The sequence below is a fragment of the Ruicaihuangia caeni genome (genome assembly GCF_040536845.1).
Lineage (GTDB): Bacteria > Actinomycetota > Actinomycetes > Actinomycetales > Microbacteriaceae > Ruicaihuangia > Ruicaihuangia caeni.
The window spans coordinates 2,348,025-2,365,879 of sequence record NZ_CP159582.1; the positions used below are offsets into that span (position 1 = coordinate 2,348,025).

Sequence of the window (17,855 nt, forward strand, 5' to 3'; positions counted from 1 at the left end):
CTCAGTTCCATCGCGCTGCTGCACGGCGGCGAAGGCTCCACACGCCCTCGCCCGATGCCCAGCGCGTTCGCTCGTTCGGAGGACCAGACACCCATGGCTGTGCGCGACATCCGTGTATTCGGAGACCCGGTACTCCGATCACCATCCGATCCGGTCGACCCTGCCGACCCCCGGGTGCGCGCCCTCGTCGACGACCTCGTCGACACGGTGAAAGTGCCTGGCCGGGCGGGCGTCGCCGCCTGCCAGATCGGCGTCAATCTGCGGGCATTCAGCTACAACGTCGACGGTGAGATCGGCTACATCCTCAACCCCGTCATCGCGGAACTCGCTGGTGAGCCCGAGCTGGTCGGCGAGGGCTGCCTCTCAGTGCCGAACCTGTCGTTCCCGCGCCGTCGCTATCCCTTCGCGCGCGTCACCGGCATCGATCTCGACGGCAATCCGGTGGAGCTGCAGGGCGAGGGCCTCATGGCACAGGCACTGCAGCACGAGTGCGATCACCTCGATGGTCACCTCTTCATCGAGGGACTCGAGGGCGAGACGAAGCGCGAAGCGATGCGGCAGATCCGCAACGCGCCCTGGTACTGACGCGGGTACCGGCGCGCCGCGGCTGGCGCCTTCACAGGGAGACGAACGGGCCCGGGCACAAGAAACCTCGTGCCCGGGCCCGTTCGTCGGTTGAGCCGGAGCTCAGTGCGCCAGGGAGTGCCCCTGCGTCTCGGGCTGCGCCGAGTACATCTGCTCGATGACGTCGGCGTAGTCGGCGAGGATGCGGTCGCGCTTGATGCTCAGCTTCGGCGTGAGGTGTCCGGTCGCTTCGCTGAGCTCATCGGTGAGCACCGTGAACTTCCGCACCGATTCCGCCCGCGAGACGCGCTGATTCGCGTCGTCGATCGCGCGCTGCAACTCGGCGAGCACCTTCGGGTGCTTCGCCGCGGTCTCGACGCTCATTCCGGCATCCTCACCATTGTTGTGCAGCCACACCGGGAGCATCTCGGTGTCGAGCGTGATGAGCGCAGACACGAACGGCTTGCGATCGCCCACGACGATGACCTGCCCGACCAGCAGGTTCTGACGGATCGGATCCTCGAGCGCGGCCGGGGCGACGTTCTTGCCGCCGGCGGTCACGATGAGCTCCTTCTTCCGGCCCGTGATGACCAGGTAGCCGTCGTCGTCGAGCTCACCGATATCGCCGGTGTTGTACCACTCGCCGTCGAACGACGCTGCAGTCGCCTCGGGGTTGTTCCAATACCCGGCGAAGACATTGACGCCCTTCACCCAGATGACACCGTCGTCGTCGACACGGATGCCGGTGCCCGGCAGCGCCGGGCCTGTCGTGCCGATCTTGAACTTCGTCACCAGATTCACCGTCGCCGGTGCGGTCGTCTCAGTCAGCCCGTAGCCCTCGAGGATCTTGATGCCGAGGCTCCGGTAGAAGTGGCCGAGGTACAGGCCGAGCGGCGCCGAGCCCGAGACGGCATATTTCACGCGCCCGCCGAGCGCTGCGCGCAGCTTGCTGTACACGAGCTTGTCGAAGAGCGCGAACTGCAGCTTGAGGCCCAGTGGCACCTTGCCGGCGTCGAGCGCCTTCGAGTGCTCGACCGCGACGTGGGCCGCCTTGCGGAAGATGCGGCCCTTGCCGCCGGCCTCCGCCTTCTGCTCCGACGAGTTGTACACCTTCTCGAACACGCGCGGCACGGCGAGCAGGAAGGTCGGCTTGAAGGTCGCGAGCGCCGGGAGCAGCTGCTTGGTGTCGGGCTGGTGCCCGACTCGGACGCCGGCGTGCACCGCGAGGATCGAGATGAAGCGGGCGAAGACGTGCGCGGTCGTGATGAACAGCAGCGTCGATGCGCCCGGGGCCACGACCTCCTTCATCGCCTCCGCGGCGTTCCGCGAGAGCTCGACGAAGTTCGAGTGAGTCAGCACGCAGCCCTTGGGCTTGCCGGTAGAGCCCGAGGTGTAGATCAGGGTGGCCATGTCGGAACCCTTTGCGAGCGAGCGACGGCGCTCGACCTCGGCGTCGTCGACCTCGCTGCCGCTGGCGATGAGCTTGTCGAGATCCCCGAGGTCGATCTGCCAGACCTTGCTGACCTGCGGCACATCGCCGGCGATCTCGTCGAAACGCGCGAAGTGGTCGGCGGTCTCGAGGATCGCCGCGGTCGCACCGGCATCGGTGATGCTGAACTTCATCTGGCTCGGTGACGAGGTCTCGTACACCGGCACCAGCACAGCGCCGGCGAACCAGACCGCGAAGTCGATGAGCGTCCACTCGTATCGGGTCTTCGACATGAGCGCGATGCGTTCGCCGGGCTGGATGCCGGCAGCGATGAACCCCTTCGCGAGTGACCGCACCTGTGCGAGGAACTCGCGCGCCGAGATGTCGTCCCATTCACCGTCTTCCCGCTGCAGCGCGAACAGCGGAGCGTCCGGGGTCTCCTCGACGCGCTTCAGGAGCAGGTCGGTGGTGTTCGCCGCGGGGTCCGCGGGGATGACTGCGGGTACGGAATATTCCTTCACGGGGACTCCTTCGGCACCGTTTCGGCGATAGGGGTACGTACTCTCAACTGTACCGTCCCACTCTTCGCGCGCGCCCGAGGCGCTGGCGCGCGGAGAAGCGGTCAATAGACTCGGTCGGGTGCTGACCATCGGGATCGATATCGGCGGGACCAAGATCGCCGGCGCCGTCGTCGCGAGTGACGGACGCATCGTGGAGGAACGCCGACGAGCCACCCCGGCCGACGACGTCGACGCGGTGCTGGAGGCGATCGCCGGCGTCATCGAAGAATTGGCCGCCACGCATCCCGCCCGCGCGGTCGGAGTGGCCGCCGCCGGCTTCCTCGATGCCCAGCGTTCCCGTATCGTGCAGGCGCCGAACCTCGCCTGGCGGAACGAACCGCTGCGAGAGCGCCTCGAACAGCGCGTGAGCCTGCCGATCGTGCTCGAGAACGACGCCAATGCGGCGGGCTGGGCCGAGTACCGCTTCGGCGCCGGCCGAGGTGTCGCGCATATGACGATGCTCACGATCGGCACGGGCATCGGCGGCGCGATCGTCATCGACGGCAAGCTCTTCCGCGGCGGTTTCGGGGGAGGGGCGGAGCCCGGGCACACTCTCTTCCAGCCCGGCGGACTTCCGTGCGGGTGCGGCGCGGTCGGGTGCTTCGAGCAGTACGGCTCGGGCAGCGCGCTGTTGAGAATGGCAGACGAGGCGGCGGATGCCGCGGGCCCCGGTTCGGCCCTCGCGAGCGCGCGCGGAAGTGAGCCGGTGCTCCCGGCATCCGCTCTCATCCGCCTGCTCGAAGACCGAGACCCGTCGGCGCTCGCGGTGCTCGAGCGTCTCGGAGAGAACATCGGGCGCGGCTGCGCGTCGCTCGGGGCAGTGCTCGACCCGGAACGATTCGTGATCGGCGGGGGAGTCTCCGTCGCGGGCGAGCTGCTGCTCGAACCGATCCGCCGCGCCTACTTCGCGGCTGCGCCGGCCGCAGAGTGGCGGCCACGGCCCGACTTCCGCGTCGCGCAATTCGCGAACGACGCGGGCGTCATCGGAGCGGCTGAGCTCGCCAGGGCAGAAGCACCGCCCTCATAGCGAGGCGTCAGCGCCGCAGTACAGTTGAGCCGTCCGCCGAGAGCAGCGAGGAAACCCGGATGTTCTACTGGTTCATGAAGAACCTGATCGTCGCACCGATTCTGCTCACGCTGTTCAGGCCGTGGGTCGTCGGGCGGGAGCATGTGCCGTCCAAGGGCGCCGTGATCATCGCGAGCAACCATCTCTCGTTCATCGACTCGATCATTCTGCCGATCGTGCTCGACCGGCGAATCTCGTTCCTCGCCAAGAGCGACTACTTCACAGGGCGCGGGTTGAAGGGGTGGCTCACTCGCTCGTTCTTCCTGGCGGCCGGGCAACTGCCGATCGACCGCTCCGGCGGCAAAGCCTCTGAAGCGGCGCTCAACACGGGGCTCCAGGTGCTCGCTGCAGGCGAGCAGCTCGGCATCTACCCGGAGGGCACACGCAGCCCCGACGGCCGGCTGTACCGCGGTCGCACCGGCATCGCGCGCATGGTGCTCGAGGGGCGCGTTCCCGTGGTGCCCGTCGCCATGATCGCCACCGACGAGGTCATGCCGATCGGCAGCCGTTGGCCGAAGATCCGCCGTCTCGGGGTCGTGTTCGGCGAGCCGCTCGACTTCAGTCGTTACCGCGGGCTGGAGGGCGATCGGTTCATCCTGCGCGCGGTGACCGACGAGATCATGCACGAGCTGCGCAAGCTGAGCAATCAGGAGTACGTCGATGTCTATGCGTCGAGCGTCAAGGAGCGCACGCCCTCGTCGAAACGGTGACGCTCCCTGCTCGCGAGTTCGGGGAGGTCGCTCGGGGAGGTCGCTCGAGCCGGCCGCTTGAGCCGGCCGCGGCCCGAATGCTGGGCCACTGAGTGGGACGCGCTCCTATAGGCTTGCTCGAACGTCGCCAGTGCGCGCACGCGTCAATGGGCGCGGCGCCGTCGGCATCCCACCACTCACTCACTGAAGGAATACCCGTGTCGAAGTCCGTACCCGCCATGCTCGCAGATCCGGATCTGTTGGCGGGGCTCGACTATTGGCGCACGCTTCCCATCAAGCAGCAGCCGGCATGGCCGGATGCGGATGCCGTGGGAGCCGTTGTGGCCGAGCTCGCCACCATGCCGCCGCTGGTCTTCGCCGGCGAGGTCGACAACCTTCGAGAGCGCATCGCCAAGGCCGCACGCGGCGAGGCGTTCATGCTGCAGGGCGGCGATTGCGCCGAGACCTTCGCCGGAGCCACAGCGGATCAGATCCGCGACCGGGTCAAGACCATGCTGCAGATGGCCGTCGTGCTGACGTACGGCGCGTCGATGCCCGTCGTGAAGGTCGGTCGCATGGCCGGGCAGTTCGCCAAGCCCCGCTCGAGCGACACCGAGACGCGCGGCGATGTGACGCTTCCGGCATACCGCGGCGACATCGTGAACGGCTACGACTTCACTCCCGAGTCGCGCCAGGCCGACCCCTCGCGAATGCTCCGCGGCTACCACACCTCGGCGTCCACGCTGAACCTGATCCGCGCATTCACGCAGGGCGGGTTCGCCGACCTTCGCGAGGTGCACAGCTGGAACCGGGGCTTCGCGGCGAACCCGGCGAATCAGCGCTACGAGGGGCTCGCCCGCGAGATCGATCGCGCCATCCGTTTCATGGAGGCCGCCGGGGCCGATTTCGACGAACTGCGCCACGTCGACTTCTACTCGAGTCATGAGGGACTGCTCATGGACTACGAGCGGCCCATGACCCGCATCGATTCCCGCACAGGCACGGCGTACGACACCTCCGCGCACTTCATCTGGATCGGCGAGCGCACGCGCGATCTCGACGGCGCGCATGTCGACTTCTTCTCGCGCGTGCGGAACCCTATCGGCGTCAAGCTCGGACCGACGACGACGCCCGACACCATGCTGCGGCTCATCGACAAGCTCGACCCGCAGCGCGAGCCCGGGCGGCTCACGTTCATCACGCGCATGGGCGCCGGCAAGATCCGGGAGGCGCTGCCACCGCTCCTCGAGGCGATCAAGAACAGCGATGCGCAACCGCTCTGGATCACCGACCCGATGCACGGGAACGGCATCACTACGCCGACCGGCTACAAGACACGACGGTTCGACGACATCGTCGACGAGGTCAAGGGCTTCTTCGAGGCACATCGCGCGGTCGGTACGCATCCCGGCGGGCTCCACGTCGAACTGACCGGCGACGACGTCACCGAGTGCATGGGCGGTTCCGAGTTCATCGACGAGGCGACGCTCGCGACGCGCTACGAGTCGCTGTGCGACCCGCGGCTCAACCACAAGCAGTCGCTCGAGCTCGCGTTCCTGGTGGCGGAGGAGCTCTCGAAGCGCTGATGCAGGCGTGCTGCCGGGCCGAGCGGGAACGCCTCGTTCCGGCCCGGCGGCAGCGCGTCAGCTTCGCGGGTCCGCTTCGCCTCCGGCCTCGATGATCGGAATGCTCGAGGTGTGCTGGTACGCCTGAGTGCGCCTCGGGATGAACAGCGCGAGCAGGATGCCGACGACCACGACCGCCGCCCCCATCACGAAGACGGTGCGGTATGCGTCCTCGGTCGGCAGCGGACCGTGCGGCGTATCGATGCGCGACCCCGCCAGGATGAGCCCCACGACGGTGGCAGACACAGCGGAGCCCAGCGTGCGCATCACGGCATTCAGACCGTTCGCCGCGGCCGTCTCAGTGGCCGGCACCGAGTTCATGATCAGCGTCGGCTGGGCTGCGTAGGCGAAGCCCACGCCGATCCCCATGACGGTGCTGACCAGCAGCACATGCCACACCTCGGTGATGAGCAACGCGCCGAGCACGAACGCGAACGCGATCACGGTTGAACCGAGCACCAGGCTCGTCTTGGGGCCGCGAGCGGTCGACAGACGCGCGGCGAGCGGCGAGACGAAGAACATCATGAGGCCGCTCGGCATGAGGCAGAGGGCTGTTATGAGCAGAGGCTGGCCGAGACCGATGCCGTTCACCGTCGGCGCCTCCAGCAGCACCGGCAGCGTCGCTGAGGTCACGAAGAACGCGAAGCCCACGGTGATGGAGGACAGATTTGTGAAGAGCACCGGGCGCCGAGAGTTGACCCGAAGATCGACGAGCGGCGAGGGGTGGCGCAGTTCGTATGCGGCCCAGCCCACCAGCACGACCGCCCCACCCACGAGGAGCGCGAGCGTCGGTGCGCTCGTCCAGCCCCAGTCCGCTCCCTTGGAAACCGCGAGCAGCAGGCAGGTCAGACCGATCATGAGGCCCACTGCACCGAGGTAGTCGAAGCGTCCGGCCGTGCGCAAGGTGCTCACCGGAATGATCCACAGCACGACCACGAAGAGCACGACGCCGGTGAGGGCTGCGGCCCAGAAGAGCACATGCCAGTCGAAGTTCTCAGCGATCATGCCCGCGATCGGCAGGCCGACCGCACCGCCGACACCCAGCGTCGCGCTCACGAGCGCGACCGCTCCAGGCAGGTTCTTCGGATGGATCACGTCGCGGAGCACGCTGATCGAAAGAGCGATCACCCCCAGCGAGATGCCCTGCAGCACGCGGCCCACCAGCATCGGGATGAGCGTGAAAGAGAGTGCCGAGATGAGGGAGCCGGCGACCAGGATCGCCAGCAGCACCAGCACCATACGGCGCTTGCCGTACATATCGCCCAGGCGCCCGCTCACCGGGGTCGACACCGCAGAGGCGAGCAGGGTCGAGATGAGCACCCACTGAGAATCGGCAACCGAGGTGTCGAGCAGCTCGGGCAAGCGGGGGAGCACCGGCACGATGATCGTCTGCATGAAGGCTGCCAGCAGACCGGTCGCGGTCAGCGCCGCGATCATCGCCCGGTCGCTCGGCCTGCGGGTGAGTCGCCTTCGTTCCGCCTCGCTCAGGACCGACTCGCCGGATGGCAGGGATGCCGTCGGCGGAAGTCGTTCCCCCATGCCGGCCGTCACCCGCGGAAGGTCAATTGCACCGTGACCGTGGCGCCCTTGTCGACGCTCGTGCCCCCGGCGGGATCAGTGCTCTCCACCCTGAACTGCCCCGGCGCGACATCGGCGATCGGGCTGTACTTCACCTTGAAGCCCGCGTCTTCGAGCACCTTGCGTGCCTTCGACCACGGCTCTCCGGCCACGTCTGGCACTGCCACCTGCTCGACCCCGCGTGAGGTGATCAGCGTGAGCTCGGCACCCGTGGATATCGGTCCCTCGGGGATGATGGCGCGGATGACGTTCCCCTTCGGAACGGTGTCGCTGTACTCCGAGTCGCCGAGCACGCTGCGCAGCCCCACGGCCTCCAGCGCCTGCTGCGCTTCCTCGGGCGACAACCCTGCCACGTCCGGGATCGGCCCGAGTGAGACGACGAGGGTCGTCTGCTGCAGCTCGCCGTACTCAGTGGCTGAGGCGAGGCTCGAGCCCGCGGCATCCAACAGGTCGATGACCTGCCCGGCGGGCGCCTCGGCATTGAAGTACGTGATGCTCTCCTCGGCGACGGTGAACCCGGCGCCCTCGAGCGCGGGGCGAGCGACGTCCTCCTGCGTGCCGATCACGGTCGGCAGCGGCAGCATCTGCGGCCCGATCGAGAGGAGCAGGGTCACAGTCGTCCCGCGGTTCACGGTGCTGCCGAACGCGGGGTCGGTCGCTGCCACAAGACCGGGTTCGATGAGCGGATCGTGGATCTCGCCGGTCGCCTCGGTGGGCTCGAGTCCGAGTTCGGTGAGAGCATCGCGGGCGGCGTCCGGCGTCAGGCCGGCGAGGGAGTCGGGAACCACAACCTGCGAGCCCGGGCCCGCACCGAACCACCAGCCGGCGCCGACTCCGGCTCCCGCGAGCAGGAGCACGAGCAGCAGCGCGATCCACCCGCGCCGGCGCCGAGCGCGCGTGCGCGTGCCGAGGCGCGCGGCCGGCTCCTCTGCACGGGTCTCCGGCGCGGCCGTCCTCGCGGTTCGGCGAGGACCGAGCACCTGCGTCTCTGCTGTGCTGGGCCCGGTGGCGCCGAGCACGGTCGTGGCGGATGCCGGGAGCACCATGGTCGGTTGCGCGCCGGTCACGGGCTGCGGCGATGACTGCAACAGCTGCTGGACCTCCGTGAGGTGCAGCAGCAGTTCTCCGGCATCCGCGGGGCGCTCGTCAGGGTCTCGAGCGGTCGCCCACAGCACGAGCTCATCGAGCTCGGCCGGCACCCGGTTGTTGACGCTGCTCGGAGCGGGCACCGTGTCGTTCGCGTGCTGGAACGCGATCTGCATCGGCTGCTCGCCCTTGAACGGCTGTTCGCCGGTGAGCATCTCGTACATCATGATTCCCGCCGCGTAGATGTCGCTGCGGGTGTCTGCGATGCCACGCGTCACGAGTTCGGGGGAGAGGTACGCGACCGTGCCGAGCAGTGCCGCGCCGGTGGCGGTGTTGGCCGAAGCGGCGCGCGCGAGGCCGAAGTCGCCGATCTTGATGCGGCCGTCGTCGGCGAGCAGTACGTTCTCGGGCTTCAGGTCACGGTGCACGATGCCGGCCCGGTGCGCCGCCGCGAGCCCTGACAGCACCGCCTCGGCGATGTCCATCGTCTGCTCGGCGGTGAGCGTCGAGTACTCCTGCAGCAGTTCGCGCAGCGTGATGCCGGGCAGGTACTCCATCACGAGGTAGGCCGAGTCGGCATCCTGCCCCTGATCGAACACGTTCACGACGTTGGGGTGCGAGAGCCGGGCCGCGGAGCGCGCCTCCTGAATGAAGCGCTGCGTGAACTGCTCGTCGTCGGCGAGGTGGTGGTGCATGATCTTCAGAGCCACCTGGCGCTCGAGCCGGCGATCGATCGCCAAGTACACGGTCGCCATGCCGCCGCGAGCCACTCGCGAGCGCACCTCGTAGCGCCCATCGATGAGCCGCCCGATCATCGGATCGGTGGTCTGGCTGCTCGTGGTCACCCGTCGAGTCTACGGGCGAGGCACTGATGATACGGGGAGCGACGCTGTGCGCTGAACGGCACTCATGCGCGCCCCGTTCAGCGCAACTCGGAGTACCAGGCGCGGGCGCTCGTCTCCCACTTGGCGTACGCCTCCGGGTGAGCCGAGACCTGCACCGCCTGGGCGGCCTTGGTGAGGGTCATATCCTGCCAGCCGGGGATGTCGAGCAGGCCACGCGTCACGCCCCGGTTGGGGTTCTGCGGGCCTCCGTAGAACAGCTTCGCGGAGTGGGTCGCGTTGAGAATCTGGGCGGGAGTGCCCCACCCGGCGCTCGGCCGCTGCTGGAAGAGGCCGAGCGAGTCGCGGTCGCCGTAGTCGATGTTGCGCAGGCTCGACTCCTGCATCGCGGCGGCGAGCGCGATCACGATGCCGTACTCGGGCACGCCGAGCGAACGGCCGACATCGACGATGATGCGCGCGTTGGCTCGCATCTCGGCGGTCAGCGGGGTCACGGTCTCGCCGGTCTGAACCACCGCTGCAGCCGGGATGGTCAGAGTGCGACCGGCATAGATCATGCTCGACGACGTCAGACCGTTGGCGTCGAGAAGCGCACGAAGCGTCACGCCGGTCTTCTGGGCGATCGCGGTGAGCGTGTCGCCCCGAACGATCGTGTACGTGCCTCCCGCGAGGGTCGAGGGTCCGCTCACGACGGGCGTGGTGGGCTCGGCGGGGGTCGGCGCCGAGACGGTCGGAGCGGCGACCGAAGCGGCGCTGAGCCCCGGGATCGCGATGGTCTGGCCCGGGTAGATGATGCTCGACCAGCTCAAGCCATTGGCAGACAGCAGCGTCTGCGTCGACAGCCCGTGGCGGGCGGCGATGCCGCTGATCGTGTCGCCGGTCCTGATCGTGTAGCGGCTGCCGGAGGAGACGGCGGCGGTGGGCGCCGGCGCCTGCTTCGGCGCGGCGGTCGTTCCATTGGCGAGCTTCAGCACCTGGCCGGGGAAGATCAGCGACTTCCATCCCAGACCGTTCATCGCCAGTACGGATGCCGTGGACAGCCCGAACTTCGCGGCGATACCGCTCACCGTGTCGCCCGACACGACGCGGTAGGTCGAGGGGGCGGCAGCAGCGGCGAGGCTTCCCGTCGTGACCGAGTCCGGTGCGACAGCACCCGCGATCGCCTGGTCGAAGGCCTCGCGCAGTTGCTGCTTCGCGCGTGCACGTTCGGCGGCGGAATCGACGGATGCCGAGGAGGTGCCCCGCTCGGAGTGCGCGTGTCGTTCGTGGTCGCGCTGTTCCAGCCCGTGGGCTGCGCTGATGCCCGTGACGGCGACTGAGCCGGCCACCACGATCGGCACGGTGTTCAGCAGGCTGCGACTCAACGCGTATGAGTCGATCCGCGATGAGCGAGGGAGTGGCTGCGACGCAACGCCCGGCGTGAGGCCGGCGAACACACGGTGCGCATTCGTCGTCGAGTGCTGGTTCTGCTCCATGTCGCGTCCCTTGCTCCTGCTCGCGGCCCCGAGTCGGCGCACGACATCGAATCGGCGCACACGCTCAAACGTGTCACAGAAGATTATTCAAGTCAATCAGAGTGCCTATTGATACCGATGTGATTTGAGTTAACGCGTTCGTAACATAAAGAGGCTCGCCGTGCCCGGGGTACCGCGTGGCACCCTTGTGTTGTGACCGAAACACCCAGTGCAGTCGACCCCGACGTCACCGAGAGCAGCATCCCGAACCCCGAGCCCACGGCATCCGAGCACCGATCGTCTGAGGCGACCGACGGCGACGCGTGGCTGACCGTCCCTGACCTCGTCGAGCTCCTCGGCGTCTCGCCCGGCCGCGTGCGACGGCTCTTCGAGGAGAAGATCCTGCTCGCCACGCGCGTCGACGGCGTGCTCAAGGTGCCCGCGCTGTTCCTTGACGGCGCGGCTCCGCTCAAGGAGCTGCGCGGCACGCTGCTCGTGCTCGCCGACGCCGGCTTTTCCGACGACGAGGCCATGCGCTGGCTGCTGGAGCACGACGAGGTACTCGGCGCGCGGCCGATCGACGCGCTCCGAGCCGGGCGTCGGTCTGAGGTGCGCCGCGTCGCTCAAGCGCTCGGCTTCTGAGCCCCCGGTAGACGTTTGACGCGTCTGTGAGGAGCTGACGCGCCAATGGGGATGCGGGCGTCCGCGTGGAGGATGCGGCCGCCCGCGTGCTTCCTGGGCGGACAGAGCGGCACCTCGGGTTGCGCGCGTCGGAGGCGCCAGTCGGCCTTGGAAGTGTGGTGAGGCGCCGGCCGGCCTTGGAAGTCGCGTGCCTCAGGACTCGCGGCTGGCGACCGAGTCGGCGAGGCGCCTGAACTCACGAGTCGCCGCGGTGCTCAACGGTGCGCCGTCGAGTGCAGCGACGGCTTCGGAGACGTGATCGGCGATCAGGTGCTCCACATCGGCGAGCGCGCCGCTGTCACGAATGGTGGTCTGCAGCATCTCGATCTGATGCTGGTCGAGCGACGGGTCGCCGAGCAGTTCATCGAGCAGTCTTCGAGCCGGTGAGGGGAGCCGGCGCCGTGCGATCGCGATCAGCGTCGTGTGTTTGCCCTCGCGCAGGTCATCGCCCGATGGCTTCCCTGTGATGTGCTCGTCTCCGAACACGCCGAGCACATCGTCGCGCAGCTGGTAGGCCACGCCGAGCGGGAGCCCGAAGTCCCGCAGGGCCGCGAACTGGGCGAGCGAAGCGCCACCGAGACTGCCGCCGATGGCGAGCGGGGCCTCGACCGTGTACTTGGCCGACTTGTAGACGATCACGCGCCTGGTGCGCTCGAGGGAATCCGCTTCGTCGCCGTGCCGCCAGCTCACCTCCTCGAGCATGTCGAGGTACTGGCCCGCGGTGACCTCTGCGCGCATGCGGGTGAACTCCGCGCGTGCCGAGTGCGCGGCATCCGGGCTGCGCAGTGATCGTAGGCCGTCGTCGAGCAGTTCATCGCTCCAGCCGAGCAGCAGGTCGCCCAGGAGCAGGGCTCCTGACTGTCCGAAGTGTCGCCCGTTGCCTTGCCACTCGGCGCCCGCGTGCAGCGACTCGAAGCGCCGATGCGCGGAGGGCATGCCCCGGCGGGTGTCGGAGTTGTCCATGATGTCGTCGTGCACGAGAGCCGCCGCGTGGAACAGCTCGAGCGCGGCCGACGCCTTGACCGCGGCATTGAGATCTGGGTGCTCCGAAGGCTCGGCGAGCGGGTCGAACTCGTCGTAGCCGGTGACCGCCTGCCAGCCCCAATAACAGAACAGCGCGCGGAACCGCTTGCCTCCGCTGAGCAGCGCCCGGCTGAACTCGATGAACGGGTCGAGGTCGGGGGAGATGGCCTGCAAACGGTCGTGGTGGTCGGCGAGGAAGCGGTCGAGTTCGCGCTGAACAAGGTCAACTAACCGCGTACTCTCAGCCACCTGCCTAGCCTAGCCTTGGGGGCGCGCATACAATTGGGTGCACAACACCACGCGTCGAGCCCGAGCAAGAGGGGGTGCGAGATGCCACTGTCTGAGCAGGAGCAGCGTCTCCTGGAGGAGATGGAGCGAAGCCTCTACCAGCACGACGCGGATTTCGTCGCGACGGTCGGGTCGCACCGAGGCAAGCCGAACTACACGATCATCGTGGTCGGCGCGCTCATGGTGCTCGCCGGGATCGGCGTGCTCGTCGCGGGCGTCGCACTGAGCCAACCCATCGTGGGCGTGCTCGGCTTCATCCTCATGTTCGCGGGCGTGCTGCTGATCGTCGCGCCGCCGCGGAAGCTGCAGCGCAAGCCTTCCTCCGGATTCAATGCGTCGAAGCCCGGTGGCTCGGGCAAGTCAGGGTCCAGCTCGTTCATGGACAACCTCAACGATCGGTGGGACCGTCGCGCTGACGGGCGCTGACCCGCATCCCTCCACTTCGAACCACGCCGGCCTTCGGGCCGGCGTTCTGGTTTAACACGCGGCCTCGGCGCGGCCCGACCCGGCCCGGCCCGGCCCGGCCTTGCCGGTAACCCCATATGCCGATAACCCCTTGCCGCTAACGCCTTGCCGTGCGGGTTCGCTGCACACGCGATGGTTGCATCCCGCGCGGCTGCAGCAAACCCTCGCGTGCGCTTGACCGTCGCGCGCTGTGCTGCCTCCGGACGTGCGAGCCCAGCTCCGCGTTCGGCCGCATGCCCCTCCACCGCGCTCCACCGCGCCAATCCAGGGCTAAACCCCAAATTGGGGCGGCGAAAACAGTGAAAACCCTAGAGTTGTGGTTGAGAGTGGAGTAAAGTGGAGGCATTGAATCCCGTGGGCCGGCGGAAGGGGGTGACGCAGTGCTCCTCGGTACGTACGCCCCCAAGCTCGACGAGAAGGGCCGCATCATCCTTCCCGCGAAGTTCCGAGACGAGCTCGGCGACGGAGTCGTGCTGACCCGTGGCCAGGAGCGCTGCATCTACGTCTTCTCGAACGAGGGCTTCGAAGCGCAGCACGACAAGATCCGCGAGGCACCGCTCACGAGCCGCGCGGCGCGAGACTTCTTGCGCCTGTTCCTCTCGGGGGCGAGCTCGGAGGTGCCTGACAAGCAGCACCGCATCACGATTCCCCCGATGCTGCGCGACTATGCGCAGCTCGACCGTGACCTCACGGTCATCGGCGCCGGCAACCGCGCCGAGATCTGGTCGACCGAAGCCTGGAACGAGTACTACGCGGCCCAGGAGGAAGCCTTCTCCAACACCGAGGAGGAGGTGATTCCGGGACTCTTCTGACCCTGTGAGGTGACTCCCAGCCGTTCAGCGCCCTGTCGCACCTTCCCCGGTGACAGGTCGGAATGGATGGGGATCACTCCACAGGATCACGACCCGAACGCTATGGCCCAGTTGCATATCCCCGTACTGCTCGAGCGATGCGTCGAGCTGCTCGCGCCCGCCCTGCAGCACGAGGGCGCGGTCGTCGTCGACGCGACGCTCGGGATGGGCGGCCACTCCGAAGCCCTGCTCGAGCGTTTCCCCGGGGTGACGCTCGTCGGCCTCGACCGCGACCCCGACGCCCTTCGGCTCGCAGGTGAACGGCTCGCTCGCTTCGGCGACCGCGCGCGCCTCGTGCACACGGTGTACGACCGGATGCCTGAGGCCCTCGACTCTCTCGGCATCCGCGCGGTCGACGGCATCCTGTTCGACCTCGGTGTCTCATCGCTCCAGCTCGACCGCGTCGACCGCGGGTTCTCCTATTCCAAGGACGCGCCGCTCGACATGCGCATGGACATGACGAGCGAGCTCACGGCGGCGCGCGTCCTCGCTGAGTACAGCGAGGACGCGCTGCGCCGCATCTTCTTCGAATACGGAGAGGAGCGCCTCGCCGGCCGCTACGCCCGGCGCATCGTCGAGCAGCGCCAGACTCGCCCGTTCACGACCTCGGCGGAACTCGTCGAACTGATCCAGGCGGCGACTCCTGCAGCCGTTCAGCGCGCGGGGCACCCTGCCAAGCGCGTGTTCCAGGCCTTGCGCATCGAGGTCAACCAAGAGCTCGAGGTGCTCAAGCGCGCCATTCCCGCCGCGCTCGACTCACTCGCCGTGGACGGACGCATCGTCGTCATGTCGTACCAATCGCTCGAGGACCGCATCGTGAAGCGCGAACTGCAAGCGCGCACGACCTCGAGCGCACCCGCGGGGCTGCCCGTCGAACTGCCCGAGCACAAGCCGGCGTTCCGCCTGCTCACGCGAGGGGCTGAACGGGCCAGCGCCGAAGAACAGCAGCTCAACCCGCGCGCGACCCCGGTGCGCCTGCGCGCGGCAATGAGGATCAGGAGCACCGCATGAACCTCGCACGCGTACTCGCCGAGCCGCAACCCACGACTCCCATTCCCGCGATCCCCGGCCGCGCGCCGCTGCGCGCCGTCGAGGTTGCGCCCTCGCGGGACCAGCGGAAAGCGAGGCCGCGGACGCTGTACGCGGCGATCACCGTCGCGGGAGTCTTCGGCATCCTCATCGCCCAATTGCTCATGAGCATCGCGCTGGGAGAGGGCGCGTACCAGATCTCGGCGCTGCAGGGCGATCAGAAGCAGCTGGATCGCCGGGCCGAGACGCTCACCGAGCGACTCGATCTGCTCAGCTCGCCGCAACTGCTCGCGACCAGCGCCGAGTCCCTCGGCATGCGCAACGCCACCACCCCGGCGTTCCTGCGCTTGAGCGACGGCGCCGTGCTCGGGGCACCTGCAAGCGCGGGCGTTGCCGCTGGAGCGGTGACCGGCCCGGATGGTCAGCTGCTCGTTGCCAACTCTCTGCTCGAGCAGGGAGTGCTCGCCGGCCAGGGCGTCGCCGCGGCGGGCGCGCTCGACGAGGCGCCGCCGGCAGCGCCCGCTCCCGGCACGTGGGTCGTCGTCGGTGACGCATCTGCCTCAGGCGCGGCAAGTGCATCCGGCGCGGCTGCGACCTCCGATCCGGCGGCCGCAGGCGCGTCGAGCGGCTCGGCAGTCGCCGGCTCAGTATCGTCGAGCACCAGCGGCTTGCCGACGCCGAACACCCACTGACCGGTCGCTTCGTCATTGCGCGAGGCGCGATCAAGTCGGCCGAGGGCCGAACGCCCACGTCGCTCGTCGGTCGGGGCACACAACACGACTACCGATGACGGCACGATTCAAGCACCCGGGAGGCGGAGTCAGGTGAGAGTTCAGGCCAGCCCTGCACGACGGAACCGTGCTCGACTCGCGGTATCGCTGCTGGCCGTGATGATCCTCGCTCTCGGGTTCGTGGTGCGACTCGTCGATATCCAGGTCGTGCGCGCCGCAGAACTCAACTCTGAGGCCGAGGGCAATCGTTCGATCCCCGTCACCACCTACGGCACGCGCGGCGACATCATCGATCGCAATGGCGTGCCGCTCGCAGCGAGCGTGATGCGCTACGACATCACCGCGGCACCGGCGAACATCAGGGACTTCAAGCGCCGGCTCGATGACGGTACGACGCTGACCATCAGCGTCGATCGCGCCCTCGAGGAGATCGCCGCGATCACCGGGCAGGATGCCGCGGCGCTCAAGACGCTCGTGCACGATGCGCTGCGCGACACACCCGACTCGCTCTGGATGCTCGTCGAGAAGGGCATCACCGGCGAGCAGCTCGGCAAGGTGCAGGCACTCCGCATCCCGTGGGTGTACTTCGAGAACCGGCCGAGCCGCACCTACCCGAATGGCGCTGTGGCCGGGAATCTCGTCGGCTTCATCGGCACCGATGGGCCGCAGGCGGGGCTCGAGTACAGCGCCGACACGTGCATCGCCGCGACCAACGGGAGCTCCACGTACGAGCGAAGCGGCGACGGCGTGAGGCTGCCCGGGAGCACCGTCGTGCAGGAGGAAGCGGTCGACGGCGGAACACTGCACCTCACGATCGACTCCGATCTGCAGTGGTTCGCCCAGCAGGCCCTGGCCGAGCAGGCGATGGCGGTCGGCGCGGAGTGGGCCACAGCGACCGTCGTGCAGGTCGACAACGGGCACATCCTCGCCGCCGCCGACTGGCCGAGCGTCGACCCGAACGATGTCAACGCGAGCAACGTGAACGACCTCGGCTCGCGCCTGTTCACCGCACCCTATGAGCCCGGCTCGACCTTCAAGGCGATGACCGTAGCGATGATGATCGACGCGGGGCTGGTCAGCCCGACCACCAAGCTCATCGCGCCCGGACGGTTCACCATCCCCGGCGGCTACGGCGAAATCACCGACGCGTGGGCGCACGACGACCTGCCGTACACGGTTGCAGGCATCCTCGCGAACTCCTCGAACACCGGCATCTCGGTGCTGACCGACATGATGAGCGCGGAGAAGCGCCACGCATACATGGAGGCCTTCGGCGTCGGTTCGAAGACGGCCGTCGGGTTCCTCGGGGAGGATGCCGGCAAGATCACAGACCCCGCGGCCCTCGACGTCATCACGAACTACACGGAGATGTTCGGTCAGGGCATCACCGCGACGAGTGCGCAGGTCGCGAGCATCTACCAGACGCTCGGGAATGGGGGAGTGCGGATGCCACTGACCCTCGTCACCGGATGCGAGCACCCGGACGGCACGATCGATCATCTTCCGCCCACAGACGGTGTGCGGGTGGTCTCGGAGAAGGCCGCCGACGAGACGGTGCAGATCCTCGAGAACGTCATCTCGCAGGGCGGCCTCAGGCATAACGCACAGATCCCCGGGTATCGTGTTGCAGCCAAGACCGGCACCGCCGAGGTCGCGGAGAACGGGCGCTACGGCGGCCAGCGGATCGTCTCGGTCGCCGGGCTGGCCCCGGCCGAAGACCCGAAGTACGTCGTCGTGGTGACTATCGGCAAGCCGGATACGATGAAGACGTCGGCTGCTGCGGCGCCGACGTTCAAGAAGATCATGACCCAGGTGCTCACGACGTACCGCGTCACCCCCTCCACCGTGCCGGCCCCGAACATACCGCTGACATGGTGAGCAGCAGCCCAAGAAA

At 68.1% G+C, this 17,855-nt stretch carries 15 protein-coding genes; 10 read left to right on the top strand and 5 right to left on the bottom strand.

Annotated elements, in window-relative coordinates:
• Positions 1 to 93 precede the first annotated feature (93 nt).
• The gene (locus tag ABV606_RS10980; RefSeq protein WP_281488009.1) at positions 94 to 585 is read left to right on the top strand and encodes a peptide deformylase; all 492 of its coding nucleotides are present in this window, start codon (positions 94 to 96) and stop codon (positions 583 to 585) included.
• 102 nt (positions 586 to 687) lie between these two features.
• Here the strand turns inward: ABV606_RS10980 and ABV606_RS10985 are convergent, their stop codons facing one another.
• A complete protein-coding gene (locus ABV606_RS10985) occupies positions 688 to 2,514 on the bottom strand; it encodes an AMP-dependent synthetase/ligase (RefSeq protein WP_353987758.1) in 1,827 nt (608 codons plus the stop codon).
• 118 nt (positions 2,515 to 2,632) lie between these two features.
• Between ABV606_RS10985 and ABV606_RS10990 the strand changes: the two genes are divergently transcribed.
• The 3 genes from ABV606_RS10990 (at position 2,633) to ABV606_RS11000 (ending at position 5,894) form a co-directional block, all read left to right on the top strand.
• Positions 2,633 to 3,580, top strand: coding sequence for an ROK family protein (locus tag ABV606_RS10990; RefSeq protein ID WP_353987759.1), 948 nt, complete (start codon positions 2,633 to 2,635; stop codon positions 3,578 to 3,580).
• Positions 3,581 to 3,639: 59 nt separating this feature from the next.
• A complete protein-coding gene (locus ABV606_RS10995; RefSeq protein WP_353987760.1) occupies positions 3,640 to 4,329 on the top strand; it encodes a lysophospholipid acyltransferase family protein in 690 nt (229 codons plus the stop codon).
• 218 nt (positions 4,330 to 4,547) lie between these two features.
• Positions 4,548 to 5,894 carry a class II 3-deoxy-7-phosphoheptulonate synthase gene (locus tag ABV606_RS11000; RefSeq protein ID WP_281488138.1) on the top strand — a complete coding sequence of 449 codons (1,347 nt, stop codon included), beginning with the start codon at positions 4,548 to 4,550 and terminating at the stop codon, positions 5,892 to 5,894.
• A gap of 57 nt (positions 5,895 to 5,951) precedes the next feature.
• Here ABV606_RS11000 and ABV606_RS11005 read toward each other — a convergent pair whose 3' ends face one another.
• The 3 genes from ABV606_RS11005 to ABV606_RS11015 form a co-directional block, all read right to left on the bottom strand.
• Positions 5,952 to 7,484: an MFS transporter gene (locus ABV606_RS11005; protein WP_353987761.1), complete on the bottom strand. Its 1,533-nt coding sequence runs from the start codon at positions 7,482 to 7,484 to the stop codon at positions 5,952 to 5,954.
• Complete coding sequence (gene pknB / locus ABV606_RS11010) at positions 7,481 to 9,412, bottom strand: Stk1 family PASTA domain-containing Ser/Thr kinase (protein ID WP_435415567.1); 1,932 nt, start codon at positions 9,410 to 9,412, stop codon at positions 7,481 to 7,483. The genes ABV606_RS11005 and pknB overlap by 4 nt, the downstream gene beginning before the upstream one ends.
• Positions 9,413 to 9,519: 107 nt before the next feature.
• On the bottom strand, positions 9,520 to 10,914 hold the full coding sequence (locus tag ABV606_RS11015) for a muramidase family protein (RefSeq protein ID WP_353987763.1): 1,395 nt from the start codon (positions 10,912 to 10,914) through the stop codon (positions 9,520 to 9,522).
• Between the two features lie 306 nt (positions 10,915 to 11,220).
• Here ABV606_RS11015 and ABV606_RS11020 point away from each other — a divergent pair, with 306 nt between their 5' ends.
• Entirely contained in the window at positions 11,221 to 11,535 is a 315-nt protein-coding gene (locus ABV606_RS11020; protein WP_353988826.1) for an Rv2175c family DNA-binding protein, read from the top strand.
• Between the two features lie 192 nt (positions 11,536 to 11,727).
• Here the strand turns inward: ABV606_RS11020 and ABV606_RS11025 are convergent, their stop codons facing one another.
• Positions 11,728 to 12,846 carry a polyprenyl synthetase family protein gene (locus ABV606_RS11025; protein ID WP_353987764.1) on the bottom strand — a complete coding sequence of 373 codons (1,119 nt, stop codon included), beginning with the start codon at positions 12,844 to 12,846 and terminating at the stop codon, positions 11,728 to 11,730.
• 81 nt (positions 12,847 to 12,927) lie between these two features.
• Here ABV606_RS11025 and ABV606_RS11030 point away from each other — a divergent pair, with 81 nt between their 5' ends.
• The 5 genes from ABV606_RS11030 (at position 12,928) to ABV606_RS11050 (ending at position 17,839) form a co-directional block, all read left to right on the top strand.
• A complete protein-coding gene (locus ABV606_RS11030; RefSeq protein WP_353987765.1) occupies positions 12,928 to 13,311 on the top strand; it encodes a DUF3040 domain-containing protein in 384 nt (127 codons plus the stop codon).
• A 419-nt stretch (positions 13,312 to 13,730) separates the two neighbouring features.
• Entirely contained in the window at positions 13,731 to 14,162 is a 432-nt protein-coding gene (gene mraZ / locus ABV606_RS11035; RefSeq protein WP_353987766.1) for a division/cell wall cluster transcriptional repressor MraZ, read from the top strand.
• A 102-nt stretch (positions 14,163 to 14,264) separates the two neighbouring features.
• Positions 14,265 to 15,212, top strand: coding sequence for a 16S rRNA (cytosine(1402)-N(4))-methyltransferase RsmH (rsmH, locus tag ABV606_RS11040; RefSeq protein WP_435415057.1), 948 nt, complete (start codon positions 14,265 to 14,267; stop codon positions 15,210 to 15,212).
• Positions 15,209 to 15,922 (top strand): hypothetical protein, encoded by a 714-nt coding sequence (locus ABV606_RS11045; RefSeq protein WP_353987768.1) that lies wholly within the window; start codon positions 15,209 to 15,211, stop codon positions 15,920 to 15,922. The genes rsmH and ABV606_RS11045 overlap by 4 nt, the downstream gene beginning before the upstream one ends.
• Before the next feature lie 132 nt (positions 15,923 to 16,054).
• Positions 16,055 to 17,839, top strand: coding sequence for a peptidoglycan D,D-transpeptidase FtsI family protein (locus ABV606_RS11050; protein WP_281487997.1), 1,785 nt, complete (start codon positions 16,055 to 16,057; stop codon positions 17,837 to 17,839).
• Positions 17,840 to 17,855 lie beyond the last annotated feature (16 nt).